Origin of the sequence: Acetobacter conturbans, assembly GCF_011516755.1 — a bacterium.
Lineage (GTDB): Bacteria > Pseudomonadota > Alphaproteobacteria > Acetobacterales > Acetobacteraceae > Acetobacter > Acetobacter conturbans.
In genome coordinates this window covers 36,874-50,703 of the sequence record NZ_WOSY01000007.1, presented here as the reverse complement: position 1 = coordinate 50,703, position 13,830 = coordinate 36,874, and the positions used below count along the sequence as shown (strand labels likewise).

Sequence of the window (13,830 nt, the reverse complement as noted above, 5' to 3'; positions counted from 1 at the left end):
CTAACAGTTAAGTGAATTACATGGCTATGTGATAAAAACGTTAAAACTGAATGATCTGTATGCGGCGGAACTCAGGGCCGTCCCATGCGTCTGGTTCTGTGAAGCGCGGTTGCCATAGCGTATCGATTGCAGAGCTTCATTCCTTCATCTGTCTCGGAGGCGTTCTTGTCGGCGACTGTTTATAGGAACGCTTTGCTGTTCGATGGTTTGGGAAATGCACCCATCGAAACTGACCTTCTTGTCCGTGACGGCATTGTGGCCGAGATGGGTACAGGACTGAAAGTTTCGGACGCCACGACGGAAGTCGAATGTCGTGGTCTGTGGCTGATGCCCGGGCTGCTCGATATTCACACCCATCTCGATCTTGAAGTGGAACTCTCGCCGGGATTGCCGGAAGTGGTCCGTCACGGAACGACGACTGTTGTCATAGGCAACTGCTCGATCGGGGTCACGTATGGCAACCAGCGCAGTGGAGGGGGAGACCCCATCGTCGACTGCTTTGCCCGTGTCGAGAATATTCCCAAGACAGTGCTGGAAAAAATTGCGGGTCGCTGCACATGGACCAGTTCGCGCAGTTATCTGGACCATCTCGATGCATTGCCTCTTGGCGCCAATGTCGTCCCGCTGCTGCCCCATTCCATGGTGCGGATCGAAGCGATGGGGTTGGATGGATCGATTTCCCGCAAGCCCGACAGGGCTGAAATGAAGCACATGGTGCAGTTGGTCGAGACGGCGATGGGCGAAGGGTATGTCGGTCTTTCGACAGACGCCCTGCCGTTCCATTTTCTGGCAAACGCACCGCACAAGAAAAACAAGATTCCAACACAATACGCGGGTTTTTCGGAACTCAAGCGTCTTCTCTCGATCGTGAGGAGACATGGGCGCGTGTGGCAGGCCACGCCACCCAAGGACGATGTTGTGGCCGCTGTTCGGGGTTTCCTGCTGACCAGCAGCCGATTATATGGTCGTCCCTTGCGGACGACGGTTCTGGCGGCGCTGGATCTGAGCACCAACCGGCTCGCCTGGCATTTATGCCTGCTTCTGTCGAAAATCCTGAATTCGCGTGCTGTGGGAGGAAATTTTCACTTTCAGGCTCTGTCTGCGCCTTTCCGCATCTGGAGTGACGGTGCGATCAATCCTGTTGCGGATGAGGTTCCTGAACTTCGTGCCCTGAATGAACTGGAGCTGGATGACAGGGCAGGACGTCTGCGGATCATGAGTGATCCGAAATGGGCTTCTGCATTTCGTAGGATGTGGATGCGGGGCAAGAGCGGGGTTTCTCTCGCGCGGCTCCTGCGCCTCCTGCGGCTCGATCATGTGGTCCTGACGCGTAGCCTGTCCGATATGCGTGTTGTGAACTGCCCTCTTCCAAACTGGTGTGGAGAGACGCTGGCCGAGCCTTACCACAGACTGCTTCGCTGGCAGGCTTCAAGTGGGTGTATCGGTTCGACCGACTGGGAAGAAGAGCTGTTTTTCAGAACTTTTCCTGATCCGGTTAAGGATGATGCAAAATTTCTCATTCATCTTCTCCGCGCGTGGGATACGGACCTGCGGTGGGAAACCGTGTTTGCCAACAGGAATCCTGCCCTCCTGAAGAAGATTCTCTTTCATCCCCTCACTTTGCCCGGTTTTAATGACAGTGGTGCTCATCTTGCGAATATTGCTTTCTATGACGGCAACCTTCGCACTCTCAAAATCGCTCAGGAAGATGGGTTGCAGCGTGTTGCGCAGGGCGTGCGCCGCCTGACATCCCAGCCTGCCGCGTTCCTTGATCTGGATGTCGGCGTGTTGCGGGTGGGGGCGAAGGCCGACCTGTGCGTGATTGATCCGGTTGCTCTGCGAAAGTGGAAACCGGAGGAGACGAATAAAATGCTTGAGAGCGATGACCTCGGGTGCCGACAGATGGTGAACCGCCCGGAGGGCGTCGTGCGTGAGGTGATGGTCTCCGGAGCCCGGGTGTGGAGTGAGGGCGCCCATACGAAGGATCTTGGTGCTGTCGCGTATGGCAAGGTGCTGCGAGCCGGAAATAATGGTGTGGAGAAGACGATTTGACGGCCTCTGTCCCGAGGCATGTGCAGATATTTCTGGTATAAGTGTCATGCAACAAGGAAGGACGGAATGAAACGATTCGGGATTCTCGCCTGCGCCATAGCGATGACGCTCACCTGCCCCGCCCGGGCGGAAGATTTCACGCACGAAATCGAACAGGCGAAAGGACTCACGGCCAAAGACGGGCGTGCGGTCAAGGAATCTGATATCGATTCTCTCAAGCACATCAGCACCCTTGAAGAACAGAAGGGCAAATATGTTGATGAATGCGGCAAGAGTGTTACGCCGAAAATTGCTGCCCTGAATCTCGGGGAAAAGCTGAAGGGCACGCGCGCTATCATCGTGCAGGATGGTGCATGTTATGCACCGGAAGAAAACAGCATCACCGTGCTGGACGGGAATGACAGAATTCTCTGGCAGGATAACGCCACCAGCATTGCCGTGCTGTCATCGAAGAATCAGGCCGTGAACGACCTTGCATTCGCTATGGGGGGGGCAACACGCTCGGTATGGCGATGGAGCGGCGACACGCATGCTTATGAGCATGTGGAGAATATCGAAGTTTCGCCGGAAAAATAACGAGGCAAAATAACAGGGACCGGGCTGACTGCGGTCGCTCAGGCGATAAAGCCTCGTCCCCGCATCCAGTCTGCCGCCATGCCGGGCCATGCCGAGCAGGGCAGGCCGGGGCGTCCCATGCCAAAGCCATGTCCTCCGGTCGGGAACAGGTGCCTCACTACCGGCACATCATCGTGGTAACAGGCATCTTCGAGAATTTCTGTGTTGGCCGGGCTTGAGATGCGGTCATCGGCGGCCTGCACCAGAAAGAAGGGTGGATCGCCGGGGCGGACGTATGTCTGGACAGACCAGTCTGCGCACTGGCGCTGGTCCAGCACGTTGCCGATCAGTGAACGGCGTGTGGCGGTGCGCTGGTAAGGTGGTTCCAGCGTGATGACGGGGTAGGCCAGCATTGTGAGCGAGAGGCCGAGAGACTGGGCATCGGCGGCGTCAACGGGCTCATAAGTCTTCCATTCCGGCCGTATGGCGCACATCCCGAGCAGGTGGCCCCCTGCGGAAAAGCCGAGGGCGCCGATACGATCGGGATCAATGCCGAAAGTCGCGGCATGGAAACGGACCAGCCTGATTGCCCGTTGGGCATCCTGAAAAGGCGCCAGTCTGCCGACTTTCCAGCCTTCATCGGGCAGGCGGTAGATGAGGATAAAGGCGGTTATTCCGAGGGAGTTCAGCCATTCCGCCGGTCGGACGGCTTCCTTCATCATCTGGAGATAGCGATAGCCACCTCCGGCAGCCACGATCACCGCCGCGCCATTGGGGCGGGCGGGGCGATGCACGCTGATGATTGGTGTGGCGATGTGGGTCATGGCCCCGTAGTGGGAAAGACGCGGCGCACCCTGTGGTCCGCCTCCACCCGGAGGAGTATCCGGCCAGAGCGGAATATGATCGTCCCCTGTCGGCAGCGCGATGTCCGGATAAGCCATTTCCACTGCATTCCGGCGGGAGTGTCGGTCGGTGCATCCACCCATGGCCGCCGTAGCCAGTGCGGCAGCGCCGTGCAGTGTGATCTTCCTTCGCGATATCGACATGATGAAGCCGATCTTCTCCTTTTTGAGGAAATGTAAGGTGTCACAGGAAATGGTGGCTGGCAAAGCGGGTGGGACGATGCGCCTCCGCTCTGGCAGGACGGGGAGAACAGATCATGGAATGGCAATCCACCGCTTTCTCTCAGAACCGCGTAAAGATCCATCGCACCGCCACCCGGGAGGGGGGGGCGCACTCTGAAAGCCGCATTGGCCGCAGGACGAACTCAGCGCGGGCCATGAGGGCAACCACAGGCAGACGGCCTGACAGGACGGATTTTATACAGAATCCGGGACGTCGTTACGGTCGTCCGGTGCGTGTTGCTGCCGGTCGGGTCTTTCGTGGTGAGGGCTATCGGCATGCCTTTGGCGAACCGGCTGCTGTCTGCGTAGCCCAATCCCGCGTTTGTCTGGACACATCGAGCTGCTGCCGGGATAGCTGATTGGCAATATTGTCCGTCGTCGCCTGACGTTGCGAGTATTCGTCATAGGCGTTCTTAAGGTGGTGGTTCATGGTCGCGGGTTTATTCACGTCATCTGGTTCTCGATTTCACCGCTGGCAATAACGGCCCGGATGAGGCCGCTGCACTAGAGTTTCAGGACTTCATCCCGTCATCTCTGCACGCCGGACGGCGGTTTGTCGGTGGTTCTGACCCATGTAACGAAAACGATTGCCGTGTCGGAAGCTGGGGGATGTGCATGCAGCCCGATGGCCACGAGGAGGCAGGTGCGCTGACGGCATAGAGAAGCAGGCCGAGGCAAAGGCTGCTTTTCTGAAACATGGGGATAGGGGCTTTGTAGAAAAGCCGGTTGTGGATTTTGTGCTTTCAGGTGTGGCGCATACGCCGGAAGGTAATCTGATGCTTTACGGACCGCACACCAGTTGCCTTTATGACAAACGACGGGAAAGGTATCTCCTGAAACCGCCAGAATTAAGGTGTGAAGGGCGGCGAGGACGGGATAAATGTCCAAAGAGGCTGATACGTCTCAGGTTGAAGTCGCGCCGCTTTGCCAACTCTTACTCTCCGCACGGACTACTCTTACCGGAACTATCAGGTCTTATCGCATGACAATGCTTTCACCCACTGCCCGAGGCTATATTCTCACCTTGAGTTGCCCGGATCGTTCCGGGATTGTCGCTACGCTCAGCCGGATATTGTTCGAGGTCGGCGCGAATATCACGGAATCGCAGCAATATAACGATGTCAGCAGCGACCGTTTCTTCATGCGCATCATGTTCGACATTGTGCGGGAGGGGCAGTCAGAGGCTGATCTGCGCGGTGTCATCGCGGATGTCGCGGAAAACCTGTCGATGAGCTACCGGCTGAACCGGCAGTCCTATCGGCCGAAGGTAATGATCCTTGTTTCGAAGTTCGACCATTGCCTTGTCGATCTGCTTTATCGCTGGCGGATAGGGGAACTGCCGATAGACCCGGTCGGGATCGCCGCCAACCATCCTGAAGAAATCTACAGGGATATAGATTTCTACGGCATACCTTTCCATTATCTTCCGGTCGCGAAGGGTGCCAAAGCGGAGCAGGAGGCCCGGATTCTTGCTCTGGTCGGGGAAAGTGGCGCGGAACTGGTGGTTCTGGCGCGTTACATGCAGATCCTGTCGAACGAGATGGCTGCAGCACTTTCAGGCAAATGCATCAACATCCATCACTCGTTCCTGCCCGGGTTCAAGGGCGCACGTCCGTATCATCAGGCTTATGACCGCGGGGTGAAGCTGATCGGGGCTACGGCCCATTATGTGACCAGCGATCTTGATGAAGGGCCGATCATCGAACAGGATGTAGAGCGGATTTCGCATGCTGACAGCCCCGAAGATCTGATCCGCAAAGGACGTGACATCGAACGGAGCGTGCTGGCGCGCGCTGTCCGCTATCATATCGAGATGCGCACGGTCATGAACGGCAACAAGACCATCGTGTTCACATCCTGAAGTCCGGTGGATGGTTCGACCGGTGCGTTCGCTCTGGCTTTACTCCCCGTCGGAAGACGGGGTTAACCGTGTCCATGAGAGCCGTTTTTTCAATGTCGGTTCCCAGTTCGTGGAAACGCGGCAGTCTTCGTAAACTGGAAAACCGCGTCTCCTTATCAATGGGATGTTACGCAGGGACGACTGTGCGTTTCAGCAGGGCAAGAGCCGCGAGATAGACCAGAAGGCCGCCTGCGGAGAGCATGGCGGCGCCGATCCCCAGTGAACCGTAGCTGTATTGTGCGGCCAGAAGGGCGCTTCCCATGGATGCGCCCATCGCATTGGCGACGTTGAAGGCCGAGTGATTGAGCGATGCGGCCAGAGTCTGCGCGTCTCCGGCAAAATCCATCAGGCGCGTCTGCAATGCCGGTCCGAGGGCATTTACGAAGGTCGGGATCAGAAACACGACCAGCATGAGCGCGTATGGGTTATGGAGCACCAGCGGGAAGGCGAGCATGGCGATGGCGCTTCCGCTCAGCGCAATGATGGCAGCAAGCGAAAGGTTGCGGTCAACCAGCCACGCCCCGACGTTTGCGCCCACCAGCATCCCGCCCCCCCAGACCACCATGAACACCATGATCTCCCATTCGGGGACATGGGTGACATCCTGAAGAACGCTGGTGAGATAGGTATAGATTGTGAACATGCCGCCGAAGCCGATCGCGGCGGTCAGGAGGGTCAGCATGACCTGCGTATTGAACAACGCGGTAATCTCCCTGACGGGGGAATTCCTGCGGTTGGGGATGTCGGCGGGGATGTAGCGCCAGACACCCGCGAAGGTGGCGAGACCGCAAAAGGCGATGATGAGATAGGAGATGCGCCAGCCGAAATGGTGGGCGGCGAAAGTGGAGAACGGCGCGCCGACAAGGGTTGCGATGGCGATGCCGGACAAGACCCGACCAACGGCCCAGCCCCGGCGTGAATGATCGACCATGGAGGCGGCAACGAGCGCTGAGATGCCGAAAAGCGCGCCATGTGGCAGGCCGGTGACGAAACGACCCACTTCGATGAGACCGGGTGTCGGCATGGCGATGCTCAGCAGATTGCCGAGGCAGAACAGCACATAGAGCGACAGGAGCAGTTCACGCCGCGAGAGACGTGCGCCGAGGATGGTGATGAGCGGTGCGCCGAACACCACGCCGAGGGCGTAGGCTGTGATGGCGTAGCCGGCATCGGCCGTGGAGAGATTAAGCGATGAGGCGAATTCGGGGAGCATTCCCATGATAGCGAATTCGCCTGTTCCGACCACGAATGTTCCAAAAGTCAGGATCAGGAAGGCAGCGGCCGTGCCGTGAGGCGGAGGGACCGGCACGGGGGCGAATTCTGTCGATGCGGTATCTGTGGTCATGAGAGGTCCGGGTGAGGCTGTCAGGTTGACAGGATGCGGGCGGCCACGCGGGCAATGGCGATGTCGTCTTCCGTGGTGGCGCCGGACACACCTATGGCACCGGCGATGCTGCCGTCCAGCGCTTTCAGAAGCACGCCGCCTCCAAAGCTGGTGAGGCCTCCATTGGTGTTTTCCAGAGAATAGGCAACGCCGTCGGGGTGGGCGATCTTGCCGAAGGCTTCGCTGTCCATCTGAAACAGGACTGCGGTTTTCGCTTTTTTGCTGCTGACATCAATGACGCCGAGAGGGGCGCCATCCATGCGCGCGAAAGCGACGGGCCATGCGGCAGCATCTACGACTGTGACGCAAACGGTCACGTTCAGCGTCCGGGCTTCTGCAAGAGCGGCGTCGATCATGGCGGAGGCAAGGGAAAGTTTCATTCTGTCGACCTTGAATTCCGTGAAAAAGATGTAAGCTAATGAGACTGACGGGTGATGGAATACAGCGGATCGTGAAATAGCGATTTATTCAACATCACTGGATGAAAGCGGCGTGAAGTCTCCTTGTCACCATCGCCATGCAGCCCTGCTTTCGTCGGGGCTGGCGCAGTGAGCGGATACTGATCAGCGCCACGTCACGGTCATACAGCCCCGATACCGATCCAGTGGATATCGGAGCAGAGAGCTTCGCGGGTAAATCTTTTCGATGAAGCTCTTCAGGCGGGTATTGGACGTTTTGACTGATAATCTGGCAGAGCGGGAGGGAAGGGGCCTCTGTTCCGCATGATCGTCAGTGACGTGCAGACGGGTCAGTTTGGGTGCTTGGATCCCCGAGGGTACGAGAGGTTTTTCGTGCGAATCTTTCGGAGGAACGCTGGAAACTCACTGGTTGTATGCGTGAGAGGAAGAAAGAAGGAGATTCGCAGGCGCAACTGCTTTTCCAACGCTTTTCGTTCAGAAGACGAACGGAATAAGCTTCCAGCGCACCCCGGATGACCAGACTTGCCAGGGGACTTGCGTGGACAGGAGGCGTTCTTCGGCCCGGATTCGCAGGAACTGCATTCCCCATGTGAAGGAGAGAACGCCCAGATTCCAGAGCGTGGGATACTGCATCAGGAAAGCCAGATTGAGCAGCAGGTAGCCAAAATACATCGGATGCCGGACAAGCCGGTAGGGACCAGATGTTTTGATCGGGCGCACTGCGGCAATGATTCCGAAGCTTCTTCTCAGTGACAGTTTGGCGGAAAGGCTCAGCAGAAGACCGGTCAGCGCCAGTGGGCCGCACAGGAACAGCGGCGCAAGAGGATGGACGCCCGGGTTCGCCACGACGAGCAGCGAGCCATAGGTCCCGAGAACAGCGACCGTCCAGTCTTCTTTGGACAGGCTGATCTTTCCGGGTTTGCGGCAAAGTGTGAAGACCGTGTCGAAGAGCGCTTCCGTCAGGTACAGAAACGCCACGAAACTGTGCTGCACGAATACGGGAGCATAATTCACATGAATGAAATAGCTACTCATGCCGAGCAGGAAGAGTCGTTCCGTAAGCTCGATAAATGAAGTGCGTGCCATAAGAGAAGACATGCTGATATTGCCACGCAGTTACTGTGCATGTCTTTATGTAACGAATATGTAAATTTTTAGTTTCGACTGCAGGGATCTTTTAGCTAAAGCGCAGCCAGCTATTTCCTTCCCCCAGAGAGGAGAAGGAAATAGCCGGAGCGATTAGGGGAAGGCTGCGTTTCAGTTGCTGCCTGTCACGGGGCCCGGCGGAGTGACAGGCGAATCCTTGATTGGAAACTTCGTGTTGGTCTCAGATGTCTTGGCGAAATTGAGGGCGTTCTCGATGCGGGTTTTGTCGTCCGCTTCGGGCTTGAGGCCCAGCGCGACGTTCCACTGATCGATGGCTTCGGTCTTGCGGCCCATATCCCAGTATGCCACGCCGAGGTGATAATTGACTTCGGGATCGAGGGGGGTCTGTTCGGCGGCATGTTCGAGCAGTTCTGAACCCCGGTTCAGGTTGCCGTTGCGCAGAAAAGCCCATCCCAGACTGTCGCGGATGGCGGCATCGTCGGGGTCAAGTGAAAGGGCGCGTTGCAGAAGGTCCTGGGCTTCCTTCATGTGCAGGCCACGCTGGATCCAGCCATATCCGAGAAAATTGAGCACCAGCGGTTCGTCAGGGACCATCTTGCGGGCTTCCTGCAAATCCGCTTCCGCCTTGTTCCAGTCGCCTGCCCGCTCATAGGCGGCGGCGCGCTCGAACAGGAGACTCCAGTCCAGCGTGTGGCTGGCGCGGGCATTGTCGATCGCCTTGCTGAAAGCGGTGATCGCGCCCGGCCAGTCCTTGCTTTCGAACAGGAGCGTGCCGAGGGCGCGGATCGGCAGGACGAGGGTCGGCGCATCATGCGACAGGCTTTCCAGCGTCTTGCGGGCTTCATCCCGGTTGCCGGTCTGGTCCTGAAGCAGGGCGACGCTGTATTGCGCGACGCGGGTCAGCGGGTTTGTCGTCGGCACATCCTTGAGGACGGCGATGGCGATGTTCCTGTGGCCGAGGCTTTCCTCGATTTCAGAAAGCATGAGCCGGGCGATGCCGAGCGACGGGTCGAGGGACAGAGCCATCCGCAGCATCATCGCGGAGGCGACGTTGATCTGCTGCATGCTTTCCGCTTCGGGTGCATGCAGGGCCTGCTGCCTCAGGATGAAGGCGACCAGCACATAGGCATGAGCCACGCCGTCCTTCGCCGACGAGATGGGGGAGGTATCAATCGACTCCTGCAATTCCGGTTCGGCAAGGGACAGGATGGTATCGGTGCCGGTCGTGGCGCGCAGCAGGTCGCGTGCCTCGCTCTGATGGCCGGTCTGCCACAGCAGATTGGCACGGGCGCGATTCATCAGGAGGTCGCTGCCGGGAAATAGCGTCGCGGCCTTGTCGTAGAGTTTTTTCGCCTGCGTGGTGTCACCCGCCAGAGCGGCGATCAGGCCCGCGTGGCCGACATAGAACGGCGCGGCAGGAGAGATGGCGCGGGCGGGAGAGGTGAGAAGGCTGATCGCATCGGTATATTTCTTCTCGCCAGCGAGGCACCATGCCTGCAGCAGCGGTGAGAGAATGTTGGTCAGCGCGTCTACCGGCATGGTCCCGTAGGCCTGTGCCGCTTCCGTCCAGCGGTCATGCAGCACCGCATCATTGCCGAGCACGAAGGCCGTGAGAATAGATTTTCCGGCCGGTCGCGCAATCGTCTTGCGGGCCAGTTCGGCGGCATTGGGGGCTCCGGCGAGGGCGGCTTCCGAAAAGGCCTGCCTCAGAAGTTCGGAATTGTTCGGGTCCGCCGCGAGGGCTGCGCTGTAGGCTCGGGCGGAGACGGCATAATCGTCAGCGCGGGCGGCCACGAGCCCCACCAGAAAATCCGGTGCATCCAGGGGAATGACGGGTTGCGTCGATGGTGCCTTCCGGGTCTCGGCGGGCGGGACGGCTGTATGCCCGGCGGCTATCGCGGTGCTGGACAGGAGAGAAGCCAGCAGCAGGACAGGCAGGACCGGACGTATTGGCATGGCAGTGGTGTACCTTTGAGGCGATGGATGGAGGGGAAATTGTCCCCGGCCTGTTGTAGCCTTGTGGAAGATGTAACCCGGCCAACCGGATAGGCCAACCGGCACCTGAGGTCTGGTGTGGCGGGATAGGCGTGAAGAAAAGATGTGCGGACTGTCCGGGGTCTGAATGTCTGCGTGTCATGGGGTGTTTGGCAGGGGGCCAGCAAGCCGTGTTTTCTCCGTGGTGTGGCGGGGGAGGACGAATGGCGGTGCACTCTCTATAGAGGGTGCACCATAAGGGGACGACCCGTGCGGAGAGTAACGATGGACGCTGGAGCGGTTGCGGCACTGCTTGAGTTGCAGATGGAGTGGGGCGTCGATGTGCTGCTCGATGAGGAGTCGCATGATCGTTTCGCCGCGTTCCGCGAGGAGCAGGCCGCGCGGGGGACTGCTGTCGCTGAACGGGCGCAGGTGCCTCTCGCAGAGCCTGTCAGCCGCCGGTTGCCGGACATCACTCCGATGCCTGTCGCTGTTTCGGCGTCGGAAGCGACCGATAAGGCGCTGGCGGGCATCGGTACCGTCGAGGCGCTTGGTGCTGCGATTGATGGTTTTACGGCCTGTAGCCTGCGTGGCACGGCGACGAATACGGTGCTGGCACGCGGCCCGGTGGGTGCGCGGGTCATGGTGATCGGAGACGCACCCGATGCCGATGAGGATCGGAGCGGAGAAGTCTTTTCGGGGCACGTGGGGGGGCTGCTCGACCGGATGCTGGCCTCGATCGGGCTGCATCGGAAGGACATGGTCCTGTCCCCGGCCATTCCCTGGCGCCCCCCGGGAGGAAGGCCGCCTTCACCCGCGGAGGTTGAATTGTGCAGGCCGTTCCTTCTCAGAAGTATAGTGGTCCACAGACCCGAGCGGCTGCTTCTGTGTGGTGGTCTGGCGGTGCGGATGCTTCTGGGACCCGACGTTAATCCTGCCAGAGCGCGGGGTTGCTGGCGCATCGCCTCGCTGGAGGAGAATGGCGGCATGGACAAGCCGGTTCTGGCGACGCGCCACCCCTCCCAGTTGCGCGCAGGGGCTTCAGCTCGCCGTGAGATATGGGACGACCTTCTGTTACTGGCGGTAACACTTGATGATATTGCCGGTGATGCTGACGTAATGATGGAATAATAATGGCAGTCGTTCAGGAATAGATCATGGTAGAAGAGGGTCTTGACCACAGGTGTTAATCACGGAAATTCAAGCGGTTGCCTTATATGTTCCACGTGCCGCCCCTCGGCTGCTTTAGGCAAAGCTTGCTTTTTCAGGTGGGAACTTATAGACCGCCGCCACTATGCGACCCATTGGACAGATTTCCCACTCGATCGCCTCCCGGTTTCTGCTTGCCGGAGCCGCACTTCTGACAGGGGCTTCCTTTGCCAGCGCGCGGCCTGTGCAGGTCGCGCCGATGTCGAGAGACGATGGCTTATCCCAACCTGTCGGGGCTGGCGCCGATGGCGGACACGGCAGCGAAGAGGTGGCCATGCTGGCCGCTTCTTCCCGTCTGGACGACCAGACACGGGAGGCAAACGTCACCCTGCCGCGGCCTCTTTCCTCCGATATGGCGACACTCGTACGGTCGATTTTCCGGCTCCAGCGTCAGGGCGCGTTCAGCGAGGCACTGTCGAGCACGACACGTCTGACGGACGCCACTCTGCTGGCGGACCTTCTGGCCGAGCGCTTTCTCAGTCCATCTTATCACCCGACTGGCGCAGAACTGCGGCGCTGGCTGCATGACAACGCGGACATGGCCGATGCACCTGCCGTCTATGCGCGGCTGGCCTCCCTGTCGGAGCGCGGCACGGCGCCGCTTCCCCCCACACCATCCAGCGCCATGCTCGGGGGCACCAACGCCGGGCTGGCCAGCGGTGCTGTCGGACGGGCTTTCATCCGAAATGCGCTTCTGGACCACACCATTGCGGAACGGGCGTCCATGGGCGTGAAGGGGGCACAGAGCGCGTTGCATCTCGTGGCCATCACGCCCGGGATGACGCCCCCTTATGCGGCCCATCTGGGCGGCGAGGTTGCCCAGTCCCTGCTGAGTCAGGGGGCATACGCCGATGCCGAGCGGATTGGACGCGAAGCTTTTGAGCGTGGCGGCGGCAAGGTCGGCCTGCCCGCATACATGGCTGGTCTAGCCGCATGGTCGCAGGACCACAAAGCCGAGGCGGTGGTGCTGTTCGAGAAGGCTTCACGCGCGCCGCTCGCAACGCCGGATCTCATTTCGGCAGCGGCCTTCTGGGCGGCGCGCGGCCATCAGGCGCTCGGCGAGATGACCTCTTTCCGGCCTTGGCTGCAACGGGCGCAGGCCGCCCCCACGAGTTTCTACGGTCTTCTGGCGCGACGGATCATGGAGCGCGCCCCCCGCCACCGGTTGCGAGCCGGGGTCGTTCAGGAGGCCGCGCTTGAAATGTCCGCCGAGACCGCGCCTTCCGATCCGCTGCTGACGGAAATCGACGTTGAGGCCGTGTCTGCCACACCGATCGGTCGCCGCGTCTTCGCGCTGTTGCAGGTGGGCGAACAGGAGCGGGCCGAAATGGCGCTCCGCCGCTACTGGCCCAAAGTCGTGCATGACGAGGCGCTGGCGCGGTCGCTGCAACTGGTGGCCGAGGCCGCGGGACTGAACGATCTGGCGCTGGAGATGGCGGATTCCATCCAGTCGATGGAGCAGGCTTCAGGGCGTCACGGTGAGCAGTTGCCGCTCCCGGCGCTGCATCCGCGTCACGGTTTCACCGTCGATCCGGCTCTCGTATATGCGCTCACCCGTCTGGAATCGAATTTCGATCCCGGAGCCGTCTCAGGTGCAGGGGCGCATGGCCTCATGCAGATCCAGCCCGGAACCGCTGGTTTCGTCACCGGTCAGGCAGACCGCTTTTCATCCTTCCCGCAGGCGCTCCACGATCCGGGCCTGAATCTGGAGATCGGTCAGCGTTACGTGAAGTATCTGGCCCACCTCAGCTGGGCCGGTCAGAGCGCGCCGGAGGGTGGCGATCTGATCCGTCTTCTGGCGAGTTACAATGCAGGGCCGGGTGCGATCTATCATTGGGAGACCGGCGCCGGCGTCTCGGAAGACCCGCTGCTGTACATGGAACGGCTACCGAACGCGCAGACCCGTGCCTATGTCACGCAGGCATTCTCCTATCTCTGGACCTACGCGGACCGTCTGGACCTGCCGACACCGTCGCTGGAAGCCCTTGCCGATGGTGAGTGGCCAGGGTTCGGGGCCGAACTGAATCTGGCGACATCCCGCTGGCACATGGCTTCCGTGGCCTCTGCGTCCCGGACGATTCACTGAGCGAAATCGCTCTGGTCATG

General features: G+C 59.8%; 10 protein-coding genes. 5 read left to right on the top strand and 5 right to left on the bottom strand.

The window, feature by feature from the left end; genetic code table 11:
* Window positions 1-165: 165 nt before the first annotated feature.
* Complete coding sequence (locus tag GOB81_RS08680; RefSeq protein WP_173570024.1) at window positions 166-2,052, top strand: N-acyl-D-amino-acid deacylase family protein; 1,887 nt, start codon at window positions 166-168, stop codon at window positions 2,050-2,052.
* 66 nt (window positions 2,053-2,118) lie between these two features.
* Window positions 2,119-2,628 carry a hypothetical protein gene (locus GOB81_RS08675; RefSeq protein WP_173570023.1) on the top strand — a complete coding sequence of 170 codons (510 nt, stop codon included), beginning with the start codon at window positions 2,119-2,121 and terminating at the stop codon, window positions 2,626-2,628.
* 38 nt (window positions 2,629-2,666) lie between these two features.
* Here GOB81_RS08675 and GOB81_RS08670 read toward each other — a convergent pair whose 3' ends face one another.
* A complete protein-coding gene (locus GOB81_RS08670) occupies window positions 2,667-3,653 on the bottom strand; it encodes an alpha/beta hydrolase (RefSeq protein WP_173570022.1) in 987 nt (328 codons plus the stop codon).
* Window positions 3,654-4,713: 1,060 nt separating this feature from the next.
* Between GOB81_RS08670 and purU the strand changes: the two genes are divergently transcribed.
* Window positions 4,714-5,592 (top strand): formyltetrahydrofolate deformylase, encoded by an 879-nt coding sequence (gene purU, locus GOB81_RS08665; protein ID WP_173570021.1) that lies wholly within the window; start codon window positions 4,714-4,716, stop codon window positions 5,590-5,592.
* A gap of 166 nt (window positions 5,593-5,758) precedes the next feature.
* Here purU and GOB81_RS08660 read toward each other — a convergent pair whose 3' ends face one another.
* The 4 genes from GOB81_RS08660 to GOB81_RS08645 form a co-directional block, all read right to left on the bottom strand.
* Window positions 5,759-6,976 carry an MFS transporter gene (locus tag GOB81_RS08660; protein WP_173570020.1) on the bottom strand — a complete coding sequence of 406 codons (1,218 nt, stop codon included), beginning with the start codon at window positions 6,974-6,976 and terminating at the stop codon, window positions 5,759-5,761.
* Between the two features lie 20 nt (window positions 6,977-6,996).
* Window positions 6,997-7,395: a GlcG/HbpS family heme-binding protein gene (locus GOB81_RS08655; RefSeq protein ID WP_173570019.1), complete on the bottom strand. Its 399-nt coding sequence runs from the start codon at window positions 7,393-7,395 to the stop codon at window positions 6,997-6,999.
* 513 nt (window positions 7,396-7,908) lie between these two features.
* The gene (locus GOB81_RS08650; RefSeq protein ID WP_173570018.1) at window positions 7,909-8,532 is read right to left on the bottom strand and encodes a methyltransferase family protein; all 624 of its coding nucleotides are present in this window, start codon (window positions 8,530-8,532) and stop codon (window positions 7,909-7,911) included.
* A 159-nt stretch (window positions 8,533-8,691) separates the two neighbouring features.
* A complete protein-coding gene (locus GOB81_RS08645) occupies window positions 8,692-10,497 on the bottom strand; it encodes a tetratricopeptide repeat protein (RefSeq protein ID WP_173570017.1) in 1,806 nt (601 codons plus the stop codon).
* Between the two features lie 303 nt (window positions 10,498-10,800).
* Here GOB81_RS08645 and GOB81_RS08640 point away from each other — a divergent pair, with 303 nt between their 5' ends.
* Entirely contained in the window at window positions 10,801-11,646 is an 846-nt protein-coding gene (locus GOB81_RS08640) for a uracil-DNA glycosylase (RefSeq protein ID WP_173570016.1), read from the top strand.
* A gap of 163 nt (window positions 11,647-11,809) precedes the next feature.
* The gene (locus GOB81_RS08635) at window positions 11,810-13,810 is read left to right on the top strand and encodes a transglycosylase SLT domain-containing protein (protein WP_173570015.1); all 2,001 of its coding nucleotides are present in this window, start codon (window positions 11,810-11,812) and stop codon (window positions 13,808-13,810) included.
* Window positions 13,811-13,830 lie beyond the last annotated feature (20 nt).

Excerpts from the sequence above, each read along its gene's own strand:
- GOB81_RS08660 (WP_173570020.1), bottom strand. The coding sequence starts at position 6,976 with ATGACCACAGATACCGCATCGACAGAATTCGCCCCCGTGCCGGTCCCT.
- GOB81_RS08670 (WP_173570022.1), bottom strand. The coding sequence starts at position 3,653 with ATGTCGATATCGCGAAGGAAGATCACACTGCACGGCGCTGCCGCACTG.
- GOB81_RS08640 (WP_173570016.1), top strand. The coding sequence starts at position 10,801 with ATGGACGCTGGAGCGGTTGCGGCACTGCTTGAGTTGCAGATGGAGTGG.
- GOB81_RS08635 (WP_173570015.1), top strand. The coding sequence starts at position 11,810 with ATGCGACCCATTGGACAGATTTCCCACTCGATCGCCTCCCGGTTTCTG.
- GOB81_RS08675 (WP_173570023.1), top strand. The coding sequence starts at position 2,119 with ATGAAACGATTCGGGATTCTCGCCTGCGCCATAGCGATGACGCTCACC.
- GOB81_RS08655 (WP_173570019.1), bottom strand. The coding sequence starts at position 7,395 with ATGAAACTTTCCCTTGCCTCCGCCATGATCGACGCCGCTCTTGCAGAA.
- purU (WP_173570021.1), top strand. The coding sequence starts at position 4,714 with ATGACAATGCTTTCACCCACTGCCCGAGGCTATATTCTCACCTTGAGT.
- GOB81_RS08650 (WP_173570018.1), bottom strand. The coding sequence starts at position 8,532 with ATGTCTTCTCTTATGGCACGCACTTCATTTATCGAGCTTACGGAACGA.
- GOB81_RS08645 (WP_173570017.1), bottom strand. The coding sequence starts at position 10,497 with ATGCCAATACGTCCGGTCCTGCCTGTCCTGCTGCTGGCTTCTCTCCTG.